This window comes from Brevibacterium permense, from assembly GCF_025506275.1.
Lineage (GTDB): Bacteria > Actinomycetota > Actinomycetes > Actinomycetales > Brevibacteriaceae > Brevibacterium > Brevibacterium permense_A.
Window position 1 is genome coordinate 1 of sequence record NZ_QYCP01000061.1, and the last position, 17639, is coordinate 17639.

The 17639-nt window shown below is 63.4% G+C and carries 15 protein-coding genes; 9 read left to right on the forward strand and 6 right to left on the reverse strand.

Going from position 1 to position 17639, the window contains the following annotated elements; translation table 11 throughout:
• Positions 1 to 50: 50 nt before the first annotated feature.
• The 8 genes from D3I60_RS01775 (at position 51) to purQ (ending at position 6882) form a co-directional block, all read left to right on the forward strand.
• Positions 51 to 1238, forward strand: a complete 1188-nt coding sequence (locus D3I60_RS01775; RefSeq protein ID WP_262774427.1) for an ABC transporter ATP-binding protein — start codon at positions 51 to 53, stop codon at positions 1236 to 1238.
• Between the two features lies 1 nt (position 1239).
• A complete protein-coding gene (locus D3I60_RS01780) occupies positions 1240 to 2403 on the forward strand; it encodes a polyamine ABC transporter substrate-binding protein (RefSeq protein ID WP_262774428.1) in 1164 nt (387 codons plus the stop codon).
• The gene (locus tag D3I60_RS01785) at positions 2400 to 3338 is read left to right on the forward strand and encodes an ABC transporter permease (RefSeq protein ID WP_262774429.1); all 939 of its coding nucleotides are present in this window, start codon (positions 2400 to 2402) and stop codon (positions 3336 to 3338) included. Before D3I60_RS01780 ends, D3I60_RS01785 begins: the two co-directional genes overlap by 4 nt.
• A gap of 1 nt (position 3339) precedes the next feature.
• Positions 3340 to 4203: an ABC transporter permease gene (locus tag D3I60_RS01790; RefSeq protein ID WP_262774430.1), complete on the forward strand. Its 864-nt coding sequence runs from the start codon at positions 3340 to 3342 to the stop codon at positions 4201 to 4203.
• Positions 4200 to 4328, forward strand: a complete 129-nt coding sequence (locus D3I60_RS01795; protein ID WP_262774432.1) for a hypothetical protein — start codon at positions 4200 to 4202, stop codon at positions 4326 to 4328. Before D3I60_RS01790 ends, D3I60_RS01795 begins: the two co-directional genes overlap by 4 nt.
• Before the next feature lies 1 nt (position 4329).
• Complete coding sequence (locus tag D3I60_RS01800) at positions 4330 to 5775, forward strand: NAD(P)/FAD-dependent oxidoreductase (RefSeq protein WP_262774433.1); 1446 nt, start codon at positions 4330 to 4332, stop codon at positions 5773 to 5775.
• 115 nt (positions 5776 to 5890) lie between these two features.
• Complete coding sequence (gene purS, locus D3I60_RS01805) at positions 5891 to 6148, forward strand: phosphoribosylformylglycinamidine synthase subunit PurS (RefSeq protein ID WP_025780534.1); 258 nt, start codon at positions 5891 to 5893, stop codon at positions 6146 to 6148.
• On the forward strand, positions 6145 to 6882 hold the full coding sequence (purQ, locus tag D3I60_RS01810) for a phosphoribosylformylglycinamidine synthase subunit PurQ (RefSeq protein ID WP_262774434.1): 738 nt from the start codon (positions 6145 to 6147) through the stop codon (positions 6880 to 6882). Before purS ends, purQ begins: the two co-directional genes overlap by 4 nt.
• A gap of 126 nt (positions 6883 to 7008) precedes the next feature.
• On the opposite strand, the gene D3I60_RS01815 is transcribed toward purQ, so the two are convergent.
• From D3I60_RS01815 to D3I60_RS01835, 5 genes are all read right to left on the reverse strand, one after another.
• Positions 7009 to 7791, reverse strand: coding sequence for a hypothetical protein (locus D3I60_RS01815; RefSeq protein ID WP_262774435.1), 783 nt, complete (start codon positions 7789 to 7791; stop codon positions 7009 to 7011).
• Positions 7792 to 8280: 489 nt separating this feature from the next.
• Positions 8281 to 8775, reverse strand: coding sequence for a peptidoglycan-binding domain-containing protein (locus tag D3I60_RS01820; RefSeq protein ID WP_262774436.1), 495 nt, complete (start codon positions 8773 to 8775; stop codon positions 8281 to 8283).
• Between the two features lie 266 nt (positions 8776 to 9041).
• A complete protein-coding gene (locus D3I60_RS01825; protein WP_262774437.1) occupies positions 9042 to 10715 on the reverse strand; it encodes a hypothetical protein in 1674 nt (557 codons plus the stop codon).
• 402 nt (positions 10716 to 11117) lie between these two features.
• Complete coding sequence (locus D3I60_RS01830) at positions 11118 to 13238, reverse strand: ABC transporter ATP-binding protein (RefSeq protein WP_262774439.1); 2121 nt, start codon at positions 13236 to 13238, stop codon at positions 11118 to 11120.
• Between the two features lies 1 nt (position 13239).
• Complete coding sequence (locus D3I60_RS01835; protein ID WP_262774440.1) at positions 13240 to 14973, reverse strand: ABC transporter ATP-binding protein; 1734 nt, start codon at positions 14971 to 14973, stop codon at positions 13240 to 13242.
• A 215-nt stretch (positions 14974 to 15188) separates the two neighbouring features.
• On the opposite strand from D3I60_RS01835, the gene D3I60_RS01840 reads away from it, so the two are divergent.
• The gene (locus tag D3I60_RS01840) at positions 15189 to 16289 is read left to right on the forward strand and encodes a DUF6882 domain-containing protein (protein ID WP_262774441.1); all 1101 of its coding nucleotides are present in this window, start codon (positions 15189 to 15191) and stop codon (positions 16287 to 16289) included.
• Between the two features lie 79 nt (positions 16290 to 16368).
• Here the strand turns inward: D3I60_RS01840 and D3I60_RS01845 are convergent, their stop codons facing one another.
• Positions 16369 to 17418, reverse strand: coding sequence for a DoxX family protein (locus tag D3I60_RS01845; protein ID WP_262774442.1), 1050 nt, complete (start codon positions 17416 to 17418; stop codon positions 16369 to 16371).
• Between the last annotated feature and the right edge of the window lie 221 nt (positions 17419 to 17639).

Consider the following 17639-nt stretch of genomic DNA (forward strand, 5'->3'; position numbering starts at 1 on the left):
CGTCCGCCCCGACCACCACCGGCTCAGCCAGCTGAAGACGAAAGGCCATCATGACCAGTACAGCCACCTCGGCGCCCTCTGCGGAGACCGGACTCGACCACCTCGAGATCCAGGGAGTGAAGAAGGTCTTCGGCGACAACACCGCCATCGAACGCCTCGATCTGAACGTCCGCAAGGGCGAATTCCTCTCCCTGCTCGGCCCCTCCGGCTGCGGAAAGACCACCCTGCTGCGGATGATCGCCGGCTTCGAGACCCCCACCGACGGTGCGATCCTGCTCGCCGGCAAGGACATCGTGTCCCTGCCGCCGCACCGCCGGCCGGTCAACACGGTGTTCCAGTCCTACCTGCTGTTCCCGCATATGAACATCGCCGACAACATCGCCTACGGGCTCAAGCAGGCGAAGGTCCCGAAACCGGAGATCGCGCAGCGCGTCCGCGATGCCCTCGCACTTGTGCAGATGGAGGACTTCGCCGGGCGCAAGCCCGAGCAGCTCTCCGGCGGTCAGCAGCAGCGCATCGCCCTGGCTCGCGCCCTCGTCAATCGCCCGCAGGTCCTCCTCCTCGACGAGCCGATGTCGGCGCTCGACAGGAAGCTGCGTGAGGAGATGCAGCTCGAACTCAAACGCCTCCACACGAAGCTCGACACGACCTTCGTCTTCGTCACCCACGATCAGGATGAGGCGCTGGCGATGAGCGATCGCATCGTCGTCATGTACGACGGCGTCATCCAGCAGATCGGGTCCGGCGAGGACATCTACGCGAATCCGCACAACGGCTTCGTCGCCGGCTTCATCGGCAAGCAGAACTTCATCCCCGCCGAGGTGGCGTCCACCGATTCGACGACCGCGACCCTGCGCACGGCCAATACTGTAATCACGGCCCCGACGCTGACACTCCAACCGGCCACCGCAGCCGGCGAGCCCCGCGATCTCAAGGCAGGCGACCGGGTGCGTGCCGCCATCCGTCCCGAACGGATGCACATCGCCCCGGCAGGCGAGAACTCCGGGGAGACGAACACGGCCCGCGGCTCCGTGATCTCCTATTCGTTCCTCGGCGATGTCATCCAATACATGATCGTCGTCGGCGACAACGACGAGATCCTCGCCCGCGTGCCTGCCGCCGGGCGGGAGCCGATCGGCGCCGGCACCGAGGTGGAGCTGAGCTGGGATGCCGACGCCGTCGCCGTGTACGACCAAGAACCCACCGCGGTCGCCGCGGCTGTTGAGGGCGGTGCCTGAAATGGCCCGGCAGAGACCCGATGTGACGTTCCTGGCCCCGCGGGCCGCCTCGGCGAGGTTGAGCCGGCGAGCGCTGCTGGCCGGATTCGGTGTCGTCGGACTCGGGGCACTGAGCGCGTGTGGCAAGACCACGAAGATGGCGGCATCGCCGCCGACCGACGGAAAGCTCGAATCGAAGCTCAACCTCTACTCGTGGGGCGACTACGACAACCCCGAGCTTCTCGACGCCTTCAAATCCCAGAACGACATCCTCGTCCAGGTCGACGCCTACGGATCGAACGAGGAGCTCGTGGCGAAGCTCTCGACCTCGCGCGGGACGTCCGGTTACGACGTGGTCGTGCCGACGGGATCGAACATTCCGCAGATGCTCGAACATGACCTGCTCCAGGAGCTCGACCTCAGCCTGATACCGAACTTCGAGCATATGGATCCGAACTTCACTCATCAGTACTTCGACCCGGACAACACGTACTCGATCTGCAAGGCTTGGGGCACCACCGGGTTCGTCTACAACACGAAGAAGATCACCCGGGAGCTGACCAGCTGGCAGGACTTCCTCGATGCCGCACAGAAGGAAGCGGCCGGCACGACCGCTCTGCTCGAGGACCCGTGGGAGGTCTCGGCGATCGCTCTGGCAGCACAGGGTTTCAGCCTCAACACTCAGGACGAAGGAGAGCTCGACACAGCGCGGAACATCATCGTCGACGATCTGGCTCCGAACGTGAAGGCCTATGTCGGCAACGCCGCCACGAGCATGATCCAGGGCAGCTTCACCCTTCTGCACGCCTTCAACGGCGACGCCCGGCAGGGCCTGACCGAGGTCAAGGACCCGGAGAATTGGAAGTTCGTCTTCCCGACCCCCTCGGCGAATCTGTGGATGGACTGCTGGGCGATCGCCACCGGCGCCCCGCACCCGGATTCCGCGCACGCCTTCATCAACCACATGATCTCGCCGGATACGGCGGTCGACCAGCTCGATTACATCGGCTACCCGATCGGAACGAAGGGCCTGGCCGAGCAGGCGAAGAAGGCCGACCTCGACCAACAGGACCTCATCTTCCCGGCACAGAAGGTCCTCGACCGTCTCGAACCGAGCAAGCAGACTCCGGCCGATCAGATCCGGACGAAGATCCTCACCGACGCCCAGGCCAGGAGCGGAGCATGAGCACTCAGACCCGACCGCAGCAGCCACGACCGAAGAAGCCGGCGACGAAGTTCTTCGGCCCGGCGGCCATGTCGTTTCCGACATGGGCCTATGCGCTGTTCTTCTTCATCATTCCCCTCGCCCTCATCGTCTTCTACAGCTTCGGATACAAGCCCGACCAGTTCACGGCCATCGCCACCGATCGCCTGTCGTTCGGTCGGTACCCGGAGGCGATGAGCGCAAGCTTCGTCTCGACCTTCTTCGCGACGCTGCGCATCTCACTGCTCGGCACCCTGCTGTGCCTGATCATCGCCCTGCCCTTCGCGTACTGGCTGGCGATCAAGGTTGCGCCCGCCCGCAGGTCACTGGCTCTGGCCCTGGTGATGGTGCCGTTCTGGACGAACTTCCTCGTCCGCACCCTCGGCTGGCAGATCATGCTCTCCCCCGACGGGTTCCTGTCGAACTGGCTGCAGGGACTCGGGATGCTCGACGGGCCCCTCGACATCCTCTACACGCGGACGGCAGTGCAGATCGGCGTCGTCTACAACTATCTGCCGCTGATGATCCTGCCGCTGTTCGTCGCCATCGATGCCTCGGGCAAGAAGCTGCGCGAAGCCAGCTACGACCTCGGCGCGGGGAAGGTGAAGACCTTCTTGCGGGTCACGCTGCCGATGGCGATGCCCGGAGTCGTCTCCGGCTGCCTGCTCGTGTTCATCCCGCTCAACGGCGACTACGTCACCGCGACCGTCCTCGGCGGAGCGAGCGGCTCCATGGTCGGTCAGCTCATCGCCAATCAGTTCAACACCGCACAGAATTGGGCGGTCGGAGCGGCCATGGCGATGATCCTCATCATTTCCACCTTGGCCGTCGTCGGTCTCGGCTTCGCACTGCTCAAGCTCGGGCAGGCGATCACGGCCAAACTCAACAGTGTTCCGCTGCATGACGGGAGGGCCTGAGATGCCGAAGAAGAACACGTTCGCACGGCGGACACCGACCGATATCGCCCTGCACATCTGGGGCATACTCGTCTTCGTCTACCTGTTCGTGCCGATCGCGGTGATCATCGCCTATTCGTTCAACAACGGGAAGGTGCTCGCGAACTTCCGCGGCTTCGGCCTGCACGCCTACATCAGCGGCATCAACAACGACATCATCGTCTCCTCCATCGTCACGAGCCTGCAGGCCGCTGTCGGCACCGCCATCGTCTCGACGATCTTCGGCACCCTCGGCGGAGTCGCTCTGGCCAGGGCCAGAAGGGGCGCTTGGTGGGCACTCGGACTGACCGCGATCCTCGGACTGACTCTGGTCACGCCCGAGATCGTCGACGGCATCTCGTTCCTGCCGTGGTTCGTCACCGTCGGCGTCGACTGGGGAATCACCCCGCTCAACAACGGCCTGGTCAGGCTCATCATCTCGCATGCGATGTTCTCCATGGCGATCGTGACGTTCATCGTCAGGGCCCGGCTCGCCGGAATGGACACCCAGCTCGAGGATGCCGCCGCCGACCTCGGTGCCACCCCGTGGAACCGGTTCAAGGACATCACCCTGCCCATTGCGGCCCCCGGCATCCTCGCCGGTGCTCTGATGTCGTTCACTGTCAGCCTCGACAACACGATCCTGTCGAGCTTCGTCCAACAGCCGGGCTACACTCCGTGGCCGGTCTACATCTTCTCCGCCGTCCGCGTGGCCCTGCGCCCCGAGGTCGCGGCGATGTCGACGGTGATGTTCGTGCTCACCCTCGCCGCACTCGGCTTCGTCGGCTTCGTCCTGCGCAAGGCCGGCGGCAACGCCACGGAGATCATCAAGACGATGGCCGCATGAGGCACCCCATCGCCGAGGCAGCCCCGAAGTTCGCCGGCGCCGATGCGGCCCGCCGTTCCGCACCACCCCGCACCTGCCCATCCGGCAGAGTGCCCACCGACCGCACCGCGAAGAAAGTGAAGTGACATGGACGTCAATGCCGCATTGGCCGACGCCTCGACCATTCCGTTCTGGCTCGATACCGACCTCCGTCCGACGCCGCTGCCGCCTCTGACCGAGGACCGCGAGACAGACCTTCTCGTCGTCGGCGGCGGGTTCACAGGTCTGTGGACTGCGCTGCAGGCAAAGGAACGGGACCCGGACCGGCAGGTCATCCTCGTCGAGGCGAACTCGATCGGGTGGGCCGCCTCGGGGCGCAATGGCGGGTTCTGCGCGGCGAGCCTCACCCACGGTTATGACAACGGTGCGAGCCACCTGCCCGAGGAGAACGATCGGCTTGCGCAGCTGGGTCGGGAGAACCTCGACGCCATCGAAGCAGCGGTGGCGAAGTACGGGATGGACGTCGAGTTCGAACGCACGGGCGAACTCGATGTCGCCACCGAGGACTACCAGGTCGCCGAGCTGCGGGAGTCCCACGATCCCGATTCCGGTTTCATCTTCCTCGACCAGCAGGAGCTCGCGGGGATCGTCAAGTCGCCGACGTACAAGGGTGCGTTGTGGGATTCTCGCGAGGTCGCGCTCGTCCATCCGGCGAAGCTGTGCTGGGAGCTGCTGCGGGTCGTCCGCGAACTCGGGGTCGAGGTCTATGAGGGCACGAAGGTCACGTCGATCACAGATCGGAAGTCCATCGTCGAGGTCACGACGGAACTGACCGGCGCGGCCGCAGGCACAGCGGGCGGCGGATCCGGGTCGGCCGCCTCGGCGCAGTCATCATCGACGATCACGGCGAAGCGGGTGGCCCTGGCGACGAATGTGTTCCCCTCGCTCCTCAAGCGGGTGAGTCTGCATACGGTTCCCGTCTACGACTATGCGCTGATGACCGAGCCGTTGAACGACGAGCAGATGGCTGCGATCGGGTGGGAGGGTCGTCAGGGTATCGGCGACTGTGCGAACAGATTCCACTACTACCGGCTGAGCGCTGACAACCGGATCCTCTTCGGCGGTTGGGACGCCGTCTACCACTTCGGGAGGCAGGTGTCGTGGAGATACGATCAGCGGCCCGAGACCTTCGAGACCCTCGCCGAGCACTTCTTCGAGACCTTCCCGCAGCTAGAAGGGCTGAAGTTCTCCCATAAATGGGGTGGACCGATCGACACCTGTTCACGGTTCTTCTCGTTCTTCACCAGCGCCTATGGAAAGAAGGTCGCCATGGCTGCGGGGTTCACCGGGCTCGGCGTGGGTGCGTCGCGGTTCGCCGGAACTGTCATGCTCGATCTGCTCTCCGGTGAGGACACCGAGCTGACCGAGCTCGAGATGGTGCGCAAGCTGCCACTGCCGTTCCCGCCCGAGCCGGTGGCGTGGCTGGGCATCAAGATGACGACGAATGCGCTGATCAAGGCCGATGAGAACGATGGCCGTCGCGGTCCTCTGCTCAAGGTCCTCGATGCAGTGGGCATGGGCTTCGATTCCTGAGGGCTCCGGACTGTCCGACGACCGGACCGCGGGCGGGGAATTCGGCCGTGGTTGGTAGACTCTGGGTGAGCGCGGGAGGAACTCCCGAACACTTTCACAAAGGAGCAGTACACGCATGGCACGTGTCGTCGTTGAGGTGATGCCCAAACCCGAGATCCTTGACCCCCAGGGCAAGGCGATCTCCGGCGGACTGACCCGTCTGGGCTTCACCGGGTTCGGTGAGGTTCGTCAGGGCAAGAGGTTCGAACTCGAGGTTGACGGCGAAGCCACCGAGGAGGTCCTCGCCCAGGCACGCGAAGCCGCAGAGAAGCTCCTGTCGAACCCCGTGATCGAGAACGTTGTGGCAGTCCGCGTGGCCGAGGACGCATCGTGACCGCTGTAGCGGCTGACCCCACCGCCGAGGCGGCAGCCGGGTCCGGCGTCTCCGTCGGAGTCGTCACATTCCCTGGAACGCTGGATGACCGCGACGCCGCTCGCGCCGTACGTCTGGCCGGTGCGAACCCGGTGAACCTGTGGCACGCGGATTCGACCCTGTCCGGAGTCGACGCCGTCATCCTGCCCGGCGGGTTCTCCTATGGTGACTACCTGCGGTGCGGTGCGATCGCCGGATTCGCTCCGATCATGGAGTCCGTAGTGGCTGCGGCGAATGCCGGTATGCCGGTGCTCGGCATCTGCAACGGCTTCCAGATCCTCTGCGAGTCCCATCTGCTGCCTGGCGCGCTCATCCGCAACGATCACCAGCATTTCGTCTGCCGCGACCAGGATCTGGTCGTGGAGAACGCGGACACCGCGTGGACGAGCGACTATGAGCAGGGTCAGACGATCCGCATTCCGCTGAAGAACGGTGAGGGCGGGTTCGTCGCCACCGACGAGGTGCTCGACGAGCTCGAGTCCACCGGACGCGTGGTCTTCCGCTACCAGGGCTTCAACCCGAACGGGTCGCTGCGAGACATCGCCGGAATCACGAACGAAGCAGGCAATGTCGTCGGTCTGATGCCGCACCCCGAACACGCCGTCGAGGCCGGTTTCGGCCCCGAGTCCGGCGGCGGAATCGACGGTCAGGGGTTCTTCTCCTCGGCCGTGCGCACCCTCGTCGCCAAGGGCTGAGCCGACCGGCTGCCGCGGAGACACCGACAGACGAACGACGCCGGGTCCTTGACTCAGAACCAGTGTTCTGAGTCAAGGGCCCGGCGTCGTTTGCATCCTGTTGTCGGGTGGAGTGTTCACGGGCCTCTATTCGTCGATGTACACCCTCAGTGGCGCCGAGTCTTCGAGGTCGCCGCATTCTGCAGTGATGACGTATCTGCCCCATAGGTCCTTGCTTGAATCCGCTATGTATCGGACCGATGCGGACTCATCTTCGCCGGCGAGTTGGTACTTTTCCCAGACCTTCGTCTGACCATCCGTGTTCTTCTTGAACACGCGGAACACGATCTCGTCTTCGGCCGAGCAGTTGACCATTGTGAGATTGACTCCGTCGGTGCCGAGGACCGTGTCGTTCGTGTCCTCCTCTGGGTTCACCAACATCGTGCCATCGTCGTATTCACCTCGATCGCCTTCCGCGATGAGGTCGACTCTGGTGTACGTCTCCCTCACTGTCTCGCCGTCGCGTTCGACATAGACCATGAACGGAAGGACTGTCGGGACGTCCGGTTCCTCATCCACGACAACCGAGCCGTCGAATGGCCCGTCCTTCTTCACCACGGACTTCTTGTCGTTGAAGCTCGTGGTGACGACGTCCCCGGCTTGGAGCCCGTCGACGGTGTATTCGATGCCCTTGCCGTGCGCGACCTCGTACAGTGTCATCGTCGCGTACCTCAGCGCCAGATCTTCATCGTGAGACTTGGGGTCGTCCTCCGAGGCTTCCTCCCCTGCTGCCGCAGATTCGCTCGAGTGATTTCCGTCGGTCGGCACAGCACCCGAAGGCGCGGCCTCGAGACTCGAAGCGGCCGTCGGCCCGGCTGCGAGGGCCGAGATGCCGAGGGCGACGGTCGCGGCGAGTGCGAGCTTCTTCATTGTGATCATCCTTCTTTCGTCCTTGCCAGTGATGTTCCGTAAGCGTCGTCGGGTTGATCTGCCGTATTCGGTTGTGATGAGACCGTAGGCAGGACGAAAGGGATCTGTGGAGTTCTGATCATTGTGATCATGACAATTTCGAAACTGCATTCCGACCGATTTCGAGACGTCAACATGATCTGCCGATTCGAACGCTGAACCGACGTTCAGAATCACGCGCCGCCTGCAGCGGCACCCTCGCCGAGGCGGCGCTGTCGTTCCTGGTCATCCCCTCTTGCCCAGCGTGGTCGGGTCGGACCGGGTCCTGTCAGAAACGGCGAGGTGATACGCGTACACAGGTCCTGATCAGCTTGCCGATCACATCGTCATCACTCAGCAGAATTCGGCAGGATGAATTGCTATAGCCGATTTCGGAGATTTCAGGCCGCGGTCCCCTGATCGCGACCTCAGAAGAGGGGACCAGAACCGTCAGCAGCACCCTGGCCGGACTCAGTCATCGGCCCAGTCGAGTCCGACGGCGGTCTCGAGAGTGCTGTTCGTGGCGTGCAGTGGGACCGCCCAGGTTCTGTCCCCGACGATGCCGTCTGAGTCGACGCCGCCCCACTTCTGAAAGCCCTCCACAGACTCCTTCGTGCCAGCCCCGAAGTCTCCGTCGGCTTCGCCCGGCGACGGCCAATCGCCGCTGTCTGCACCAGAGATGAGCACCTTCTGCAGGTTGCGGACGACATCACCTTCAGATCCGGTCTTCAGCAGAGGCATCGGACCACCGTTCGGAAGTGCTTCCCAGGTGTCTTTTCCGACGATGCCATCAACCGTCAGTCCGGCACTCTCCTGAAATCGTTTGACCCCCGCTTCCGTGTCCGGTCCGAAATCACCGTCGACTGCGACGCTGAGATCGGGACTTCTCCGCAGAGCTCGCTGTGCACGCAGGACCGCGGTGCCCCTGTCACCGCGTTTGATTTCGGGCTGACCTGGATTGGACATGATTGTGCTCCTCTTTCATCGGTTTCGTGGAAGCTTCCTTGCCTCCACAACGACCAAGCTAGGCCCGTTTTTCCTGCACCGGCAAGGTTTCGACGAGACTCAACGGGCGTGCACGCGAACTGGTCGGCACTGCCTGTGAGGACAGCACAGGTCAGCCCCGGTTCTTCGACTCGAAGTCGAGGAACCGGGGCCGATCATTTCCGCCAGGACCGGCTCTCGCCGTCGGGCCGGGTGGAGTCACCAACCCGACGGGTCGCCGGTCACTGTCAGCTCTTGTTCTTCCGGCGAGCCAGTCCGATGGCTGCTCCACCGCCGAGGATGAGCAGGGCACCTGCGGTCAGACCGGTGAGCTCAGCACCAGTGCGAGGCATCGACGAACCGCTTCCGGCTTCGCCGGAGTCTCCTCCGTTGCCGCCACCGGACTCACCGCCGGTGACTTCGAACTTTCCTGACCTGCTGACGTCCATGCATTCGGCGAAGACCTGGTAGGTCCCGACGTAGTACGCGGGATCATCCCCGAGTCCGTAGACGTGGATTCCGGCTGCGCCTTCTTCATCGGTCGTCGCGGTCTGTTCGTAGAGTTTCTCGCGCTTGTCCCCGGAGTAGACCTCGAAGTGGACTTCGGCATCTGGGACGCATTCGTTGACCATCAGCTGCACACCCTGATCCCGGTCGATGAAGTCCTCTCCCGAAATCGTTTCGGGGTTGATCGAGAGCTTGGGGTCGATGACGCTGCCGTCATCGGTGACCGTGAACGTGGTCTCTGCGCTCTTTTCACCGCAGGAGGCCACGACGTTGAAGTCACCGATCCAGCCCTTGCCGCCGTCACCGTCGGGCAGGAACTGGACGGATCCGGCTGCGTCCTCACCGGCTTTCTGGGTCTCGTCCCAGATTACGGTGTCGGGGTCTTTCGCGGAGCTCACCTGGAACTTCACCTCGGAGTCGACGTGGCAGTCGACGAGGGTGATGTTGACACCGTTCTCGAGGAAGTCGGCGAGCTGCTGGCTCTGCGGGGTGACGCTGAGGTCCGCATCGGAGCCGTCGTCGTTCTCAGTGACGGAATACGTCGTCTCCGCACTCGTGTCACCGCATTCTGCGCTGACCACGAAGTCACCGATCCATCCTTCACCGCCGGTGCCTGGCATGAAGGACGTGGAGACCGAACCGTCACCGCCGGCGGTCTTCGTCTCTTCCCAGATGTTCGTATCTTCGCCCTTGCGGACGATGGTGACGGTCACTTCTTCGCCCGCCTCGCAATTGCTCACGGTGATGTCGACACCGTTGTCCAGATACGAGTCGATCCCCTGGCTCTGCGGGTCGACGCTGACGGCCGCATCCGAGTCATCTTGGCTGTCGGTGATCTCCACACTGCCGCTGAAGGTCTTCGACTCCTCTCCGTCGCGGGCGACGGTCACGGTGACATCGACGACGTCGCCGACCTTGAGCTCGGTGTTGCCGCGGAGCTCTCCGTTGAACGTTCCGTCACTGTCGACGGTGATGGAGCCGTTCTCGCCGGGTCCGGCGGTGACGGTGTCTCCGGCCTTCAGTCCGGTGATGGTGTACGGGATGGCCTCGGCTGCCTCGTCGACGGGCATCGACGACTGGTCGAGGGAGAACGAGGCATCGATCGGGGTCGAGTCGTCGGTCGGTTCGTCCGAACCTTCGCCAGGGTCGGCTGCGTTCTCGTCACCACCCGGATCTGTCGATTCCTCCCCGTCACCGGGTTCGGTGGGTGCGCCGGGGTCAGCGGCGTCGTCACCAGGGTCCGTGGGCGGGTCCTCTGTTCTCGGGGATTCTGCGTCGCTGTTTCCTGCTTCTCCTGCGGCTTGGACGTCGGCTGCCTGGGCAGTTGTGCCGTCATCTGCTTGTGCGGCTGCCTGGCCCCATCCTCCGAGGGAGAGTGCCAGAGCGAACGTTGCCGCCATTGCCAACCGTTTCATGATGGTCCTTCCAGAGTTCTGGTCGGTTGCCGTCTTCTGTTATGGCTTGGACCATACGCAGGCGAAGAAGAGCGCACGACTTTAGGTCATTTAGGTCATGACAGAAGTGATAGAGGTGTTTTGCCGAATGTTTATCACTTCGCAATACTGGTCGCGCGCCCAGATTATGGTGCTCCTCGTGTTCGTACCTCAGGCCGCGCTCTCACCTGCACAGCAACTACTATTTGGGGCCGGTGAGCTGCACGGCAGAACGGTCAGAACAGTGTCACATTTGGATCGACTTCGGCATTCACGCCCTGAAAAACGTTATGTCGGATTTTCGCTCACCATCTGATTTCTGCGGTGAATGCGTTGCAGGGTCCCCGAGCTCAAGCTCGGGGACCCTGCCACTGCTCGGAACGATCAGGCTTGTGGAGAGCGGCCTTCCTGTGCCGGCGCCTCGGGGCTTTCACCTTCGGCATCCGGTCCGTCCGCGTTGTCGCTGTCGGAGGCCGCAGCCTCGTCGACCGGCGCACCGGCCTCGGCCTCGGCGAGCACCTCGGCAGTGAACTGCTCCTCGGCGTCCTCCCCGCGGAACTGCGACATGTACAGCTGGTGGTAGGCGCCTTCCGCCGCGAGCAGCTGCTCGTGGTTGCCGTGTTCGACGATCGCTCCGTCCTCCATCACGAGAATGGTGTGAGCGTCACGGATCGTCGACAGTCGGTGCGCGATGACGAACGACGTCCGATCGGTTCGCAGCGCAGCCATCGCCTGCTGCACCAGCACCTCGGTGCGGGTGTCGACCGATGAGGTCGCCTCGTCGAGGATGAGCAGTGAGGGGTCGGCGAGGAACGCTCGAGCTATGGTGATGAGCTGCCGTTCGCCGGCCGAGACGCTGCCGCCGTCGGAATCGATGACGGTGTCATAGCCGTCGGGCAGCTGGCGCACGAACCTGTCGACCATCGTCGCCTTGGCGGCTGCGACGACTTCCTCATCGGTGGCGCCCAGCCGGCCGTAGCGGATGTTGTCGGCGATGGTGCCTTCGAACAGCCACGCATCCTGGAGCACCATGCCCACATGTGAGCGGAGGTCGGCCCGGCTGAGGTCGCGGGTGTCGATGCCGTCGAGGTAGATGGTTCCGCCCGTGATCTCGTAGAAGCGCATCACGAGGTTGACCAAAGTGGTCTTGCCGGCGCCGGTCGGGCCGACGATCGCCACCGTATGTCCCGGTTCGGCGGTGAAGGACACCTTTTCGATGAGAGGCGTCTCCGGAGCGTAGCGAAAGCTCACTTCGGAGAACTCGACCTTGCCCGGAGTGCGCGGGGGCAGCTCCCTTTGCACCTCGTCGGGGTCCTCCTCCTCAGCGTCGAGCAGCTCGAAGGTCCGTTCCGCCGAGGCGACACCGGACTGGAGCATATTCGCGACACCGGCCACCTCGGAGATCGGCTGCGAGAACTCACGGGAGTACTGGATGAACGCGGTCGCATCGCCGAGCGTCATCTGCCCGGTCGCCACCTTGAGGCCGCCGGCGACGGCGATGAGGACATAGCTGAGGTAAGACACGAACTGCATCGACGGCATGATCATGCCGGAGACGAACTGCGCTCCGGCCGAGGCCTTGTACAGCGATTCGTTGCGACGGTCGAACTCCTCGAGCATGACTTCGTCCCGGCCGAAAGCACGGACGATGTCGAGTCCGGAGAACGACTCTTCCACGTGCCCATTGACCTCACCGGTGTGCTTCCACTGCGCCTTGAACAGCTTCTGCGACCGGGTGCCGATGACACCGGCGATGATCGCCGACAGCGGCAGAGCGATGAGAGCCAGCAGTGCGAGCTGCCAGGACACGATGAACATCATCACGCCGATGCCGATGATCGTCAGCGCCGACTGCACGAGCTGAGAAAACGCCTGCTGCAGGGCCTGCTGGATATTGTCGACGTCGTTGGTCACTCGAGACATCACATCGCCGCGCTGCCGAGTGTCGAAGTAGCGCAGCGGCAGACGATTGATCTTGCGTTCGATGTCCTCACGCAGTCGGTAGACCACGCGCATGACCAGGGCGTTGAGGATGTACCCCTGCGCCCACATCAGCATCGAGGCCACCAGGTACATGAGCAGGACGGCGATGATGATCTGACCGAGCGCAGTGAAGTCGATTCCCTGCCCGGGCACCACCTCGGCAGTGGAGAGCATATCGGCGAAGTCGTCTCGGCCCTCGGCGCGGGCCCCGGCGATGATGTCGTCGATGTTCGCGCCAGCGGGCAGCTGAGCGCCGATGACTCCGGAGTAGACGACGTCCATCGCCTTGCCGAGGACCTTGGGCGCGATGACGGTGAGCACGACGGAGCCGACGACGAGGGCGACGACGTAGAACATGCCCTTCTTCTCCGTGGCCATGAGTCCGAACAGACGCTTGACCGATGGCCAGAAATGTTTGGCCTTGCGCGGAGGTGTGCCTCCACTCATCTCCAGCTCCTCGCCGCTGGGGAAGTATTCGTCTTCCGCGGCCACCACGGTCTCAGTTGAGGTGTTGTCGGCCATGTCAGTTCACCTCTTCCGTGGTCAGCTGGGATTCGATGATCTCGCGGTAGGTCGGGTTCGCCTCGGCGAGTTCCTCATGGGTGCCGCGGCCGACGATCTTCCCGCCTTCGAGGACGATGATCTGATCGGCGTCCCGGATCGTCGATACGCGCTGGGCGACGACGATGACGGTGGCGTCCCCCGTCGATTCGTCGAGGGCGGCCCGCAGGCGGGCGTCGGTGGCGACGTCGAGGGCGGAGAACGAATCGTCGAAGACGTAGATCTGCGGCTTCACCGTCAGGGCTCTGGCGATGCACAGACGCTGCCGCTGCCCACCGGAATAGTTCGTGCCTCCCTGGGCGACGCGTTCTGAGAGCTTGTCTTCTTTCTCGGCCACGAAGCCGTCGGCCTGAGCGATGCGCAGGGCCTCCCACAGCTCTTCATCGGTGGCGTCTTCATTGCCGAAACGCAGGTTCGAGGCGATCGTGCCGGAGAACAGGTACGGCTTCTGCGGCACCAGACCGATGAGCTGGGCCAGCTGGTGGCGGTTGAACTCGGTGACGGGGGTGCCGTCGATGAGGATCTCGCCGACCTGCGGGTCGATGAGTCTGGGGATGAGGTTGACGATCGTCGACTTGCCGGAACCGGTCGATCCGATGATCGCGGTCGTCGTTCCGGGCTGGGCGGTGAAGTTCAGTCCTTCGAGCACAGGCACCTCGGCGCCGGGATATCCGAAGGTGACATTGCGGAATTCGAGCTCACCGCGACCGGGCAGCTCCGTGACACCGGTCGGGATGGTCATCGTGCTGCGGGTGTCGAGGATCTCTGCGATGCGTTCAGCGCAGACGACGGCGCGCGGAATCATCATCATCATGAATACGCCCATCATCACGGCCACGAGGATCTGCAGCAGGTACTGCAGGAACGCGGTCAGCGATCCCACTTCCATCTGTCCGGCGTCGACGCGGTGGCCGCCGAACCACAGGACGGCGGCGGTCGCGAGATGGAGGATCATCATGATGGCAGGGAACATGAGCACGAACAGGTTGCCGACCTTGACCGAGGTTTCGGTCAGGGCACGGTTGGCATCGGCGTAGCGGTCGGTTTCGAAGGGCTCGCGGACGAAAGCGCGGATGACGCGGATGCCAGTGATCTGTTCGCGCAGAACTCCGTTGATATCGTCGACCTGGTCCTGCATGCGGCGGAACAGCGGCATGAGGAGGTAGACGAGAATGGCGACGACGATGAACAGGACGGGCACGGACACCCACACCAGCCAGGACAGCCCGGCGTCTTCCCGCAGGGCCATGATGATGCCGCCGATGCACATGATCGGTGTCGAGACCATGAAGTTCAGGGTCATGAGCACGAGCATCTGAACCTGTTGGACGTCGTTGGTGTTGCGGGTGATGAGGGTGGCGGATCCGAATTTTCCGACTTCGAGCATCGACAGGTCGTCGACCTGACGGTAGATGGCTCTGCGGAGGTCGCGGCCGACGCCCATTCCCGTGCGGGCGCCGAAGTAGATCGCGGTGATCGCTGTGACGACCTGCACGAGGCAGACGAGCAGCATCGTCATGCCCGTCGACCAGATGAAGTCGGTATCGCCCTTGGCGACTCCCTCGTCGATGATCCGGGCGTTGAGACTAGGCAGGTACAGTGCTGCGATGGTCGAGGCCAGTTGCAGGATGACGACCAGAATGATGAACGGCCAGTAGTTTTTGGCGTATTTCAGGGACAGGCGGAGTAATGCCACGTTGAACGTCCTGAGAGAAGAGCGGCTGATGATGGAGTCGTGAGAGTTGCGAAGCGCAACAGACTACCTTACATTGATTCTCCTCTCAGAGATAGACGAGCCGGCGGAAGATCGGGGCGTTCTGCCACGACCTCCACTTCACCATGAGGCACTGACACGGCCTTCGCACCGCGTGCCTCCTCGATTCTCGGGCGCTCCCGCATACGCTTGAAAGCATGAGCTCAACTCTGCAGGACCTGGTCAATCGTGCCGTCTTCTATTCGACGGAGGTGCAGACGCATTTCGGTGCGCTCATCGCCGACGCCGAGTGGGAAGTCGACTTCAGCTCCGACCCGCACCTGACGTTCACGTCTACCGAGGGCGCCGTCCTGCGCACCCGGCCGCATCTGCTTGGTTCGGAGTCTAGCCGGGAGAAGACGTGGCTGTGGGGTTGGGAGAATGTCAATGACTTCCCCGATGCCGTCGTCGGGCTCTCCCACGAGGTGCGCAAGTTCGGTGCCTCTGAGGACGTCAGCGAGCTGACGACGCCTGAGCTCTCCCTCGATGAGGAGCTCGCACTGCGGCTGACTCTGGCGTCGAAGGTGGCCACCGACAGGTGGGCCCACTATCCTGCTGCCGCCGGAGCCGGGACCACTGTCTGGCTCCTCGTCGACGCCGCCGAAATCGCTCTGCCCGCACCGCAGGTCAAGGTCTCTGTGCGGGCGCTCATGCAGGGACTGACGCAGACGACGGTGACCGACCACCGCGCGGCCATCGAAGCGTACGTCGCCAAACGCGGCATTCCGACGGCTGAGCTCCCCGAGGGTGGCCTGCGGATGCTGTTCGCCGACGGCTCGGCCGACCTGTCTTTCGACGATCAGCGTCGCATCTCCAACTGCGACCTGAATGCGCCGCTGGAGGGCGAGGCCGCCGAGCAGTACGCCGCCGCGGAACCCACAGGCACCCCCGCCGAGGCGGCCGCCGGCTCTCGCACGACCGATTCGACTTCCGCTCCCGCCGCGAAGGAAGTTGCCGCACCACCTGCATCGACACCCACGACACCGACGCCTGCTCAGACAGAGGAAGCTGCGCCCACGGAATCCGTGCCGGACGAGAAGCCGGCAGCGGAAGCGTCCCCGGCGGCCGAGGCTCAGGCCGCCGAAGCCGCAGAGCCTGCGGATGCCGCACGCGGACAGCAGCAGCCGGAAGACCAGCGGCCACTCGGAGACGGGTCTGTCGAACCCGCCGAGACGGAGACTCCGATCGTGGAAGACCCGAGCAAGGAGGCCAAGCCGAAGCAGAAGAAGGGTCTGTTCTCCAAGCTGTTCGGACGGTGATGCGCCGCTGAGCTGTTGGATCCCTAAAGGTTGCTTGGGGCCCCGCCGATCGGCGGGGCCCCAAATCATTCATCGGCTTTCAGCGGTTGACGGGCGTCTCGGGTCCCCAGCGGAAGCCTCGATCGAAGAGGAACCTTCGCTCATCATCATTGCGCAGCGTCAGTTCCGAGTCCGCTGCTCGAAGAGAGAACTCGCCCTCTCCGACCTTCGAGTACCGGAACTCAACAGTGCCGGAGGGATCGCGGATTAGCGCCTGAGCGCCTTTCCGGACGGGGTAAAGCTTCCCTGTGATCGACTGGCCATCGACGCTGTAGACACCGTCCTGGAAGTCTTCGTCAGAGTACCGCACGCTCATTCTCTTGCCATTGCCCGAGCCTATCTGCCCGAAAGCGATCTGAGTGATGTCTGCGGTTGTATGGTCGGTGCCCTCGATCGGGGCCGGTTTGCCTGACGTGGTGACGGTATAGACACCTGAGATCTCCTCAGGAGTCCCGGGGCGGCCCCAATTGACTCTGATTCCGGTTGCCAGTCCACTGCCGACGATGATGACAACAGCGAGTATCGGGGAGACCCAGCGGGTGATGCGAATGAAGATCCGGTTCTGCCAGATGAGCCCGCTGACCACCGGCCCGACGCTGCGCCCGAGTGCGAATCTCGCGACTCGGGGCACGTTGGGGATGAGAAGGATGAGACCGACCAGGGCCATCGCTCCTGAGAGCTGCTTCACCGGCACGTCGAACGTCAGATTGAGAAGGAATACCACGCTCATGTCCAGAGCTGCGATGAGTGCGCCGAGCCAGGCAGAACGGCGGAAGAGCAGCAGGATGACGGCGAGAAGCTCGGCCAGACCCGCCAGGAATTGAACGGTCGGGGAGAACGCCATGAAACGCCACAGCAGACCCATGGGGCTCATCTCGCCGTACTGGACTAATGCGTCGGCGTAGTCGGCATAGCCCATCTGAACGTGGAAGATCTTCGTCCAGGCGTAGGGCACGAGCGCGATCGCCAATCCGATGCGCAGCAGCCAATGCAGGGTCCAGAGGATACCGGACCAGCGCGACCGTGACCGAGCCCGTTGAGCGTCCGGCTCCGCTGATTGTGCGTGTAGTGCAGTATCGTTCGTCGACATAATGTTCACATTACTGACAGAACGACTTGCTCCGAAGTAGGGATCTCCGGACGATTCCCCAAGACATTCCGTACCTCCCTAATTACTACCTGACCGGGGGCGCAGCAACCCCGCGCCAGGTAGCAGAGCCCCCATCAGGTAGCAACAAACACGGGCATCACACCCACACGTGAATACAGTAATGGCCCCGCCCAAAACTGGACGAGGCCATCACCCCAAAA

What these genes read in the sequence shown, in the direction of transcription:
- D3I60_RS01825 (WP_262774437.1), bottom strand. Translation starts at nt 10,715, where the DNA reads ATGAAACGGTTGGCAATGGCGGCAACGTTCGCTCTGGCACTCTCCCTC.
- D3I60_RS01780 (WP_262774428.1), top strand. Translation starts at nt 1,240, where the DNA reads ATGGCCCGGCAGAGACCCGATGTGACGTTCCTGGCCCCGCGGGCCGCC.
- D3I60_RS01820 (WP_262774436.1), bottom strand. Translation starts at nt 8,775, where the DNA reads ATGTCCAATCCAGGTCAGCCCGAAATCAAACGCGGTGACAGGGGCACC.
- D3I60_RS01775 (WP_262774427.1), top strand. Translation starts at nt 51, where the DNA reads ATGACCAGTACAGCCACCTCGGCGCCCTCTGCGGAGACCGGACTCGAC.
- D3I60_RS01790 (WP_262774430.1), top strand. Translation starts at nt 3,340, where the DNA reads ATGCCGAAGAAGAACACGTTCGCACGGCGGACACCGACCGATATCGCC.
- D3I60_RS01840 (WP_262774441.1), top strand. Translation starts at nt 15,189, where the DNA reads ATGAGCTCAACTCTGCAGGACCTGGTCAATCGTGCCGTCTTCTATTCG.
- D3I60_RS01795 (WP_262774432.1), top strand. Translation starts at nt 4,200, where the DNA reads ATGAGGCACCCCATCGCCGAGGCAGCCCCGAAGTTCGCCGGCGCCGAT.
- D3I60_RS01830 (WP_262774439.1), bottom strand. Translation starts at nt 13,238, where the DNA reads ATGGCCGACAACACCTCAACTGAGACCGTGGTGGCCGCGGAAGACGAA.
- D3I60_RS01800 (WP_262774433.1), top strand. Translation starts at nt 4,330, where the DNA reads ATGGACGTCAATGCCGCATTGGCCGACGCCTCGACCATTCCGTTCTGG.
- D3I60_RS01815 (WP_262774435.1), bottom strand. Translation starts at nt 7,791, where the DNA reads ATGAAGAAGCTCGCACTCGCCGCGACCGTCGCCCTCGGCATCTCGGCC.
- D3I60_RS01785 (WP_262774429.1), top strand. Translation starts at nt 2,400, where the DNA reads ATGAGCACTCAGACCCGACCGCAGCAGCCACGACCGAAGAAGCCGGCG.
- D3I60_RS01845 (WP_262774442.1), bottom strand. Translation starts at nt 17,418, where the DNA reads ATGTCGACGAACGATACTGCACTACACGCACAATCAGCGGAGCCGGAC.
- purS (WP_025780534.1), top strand. Translation starts at nt 5,891, where the DNA reads ATGGCACGTGTCGTCGTTGAGGTGATGCCCAAACCCGAGATCCTTGAC.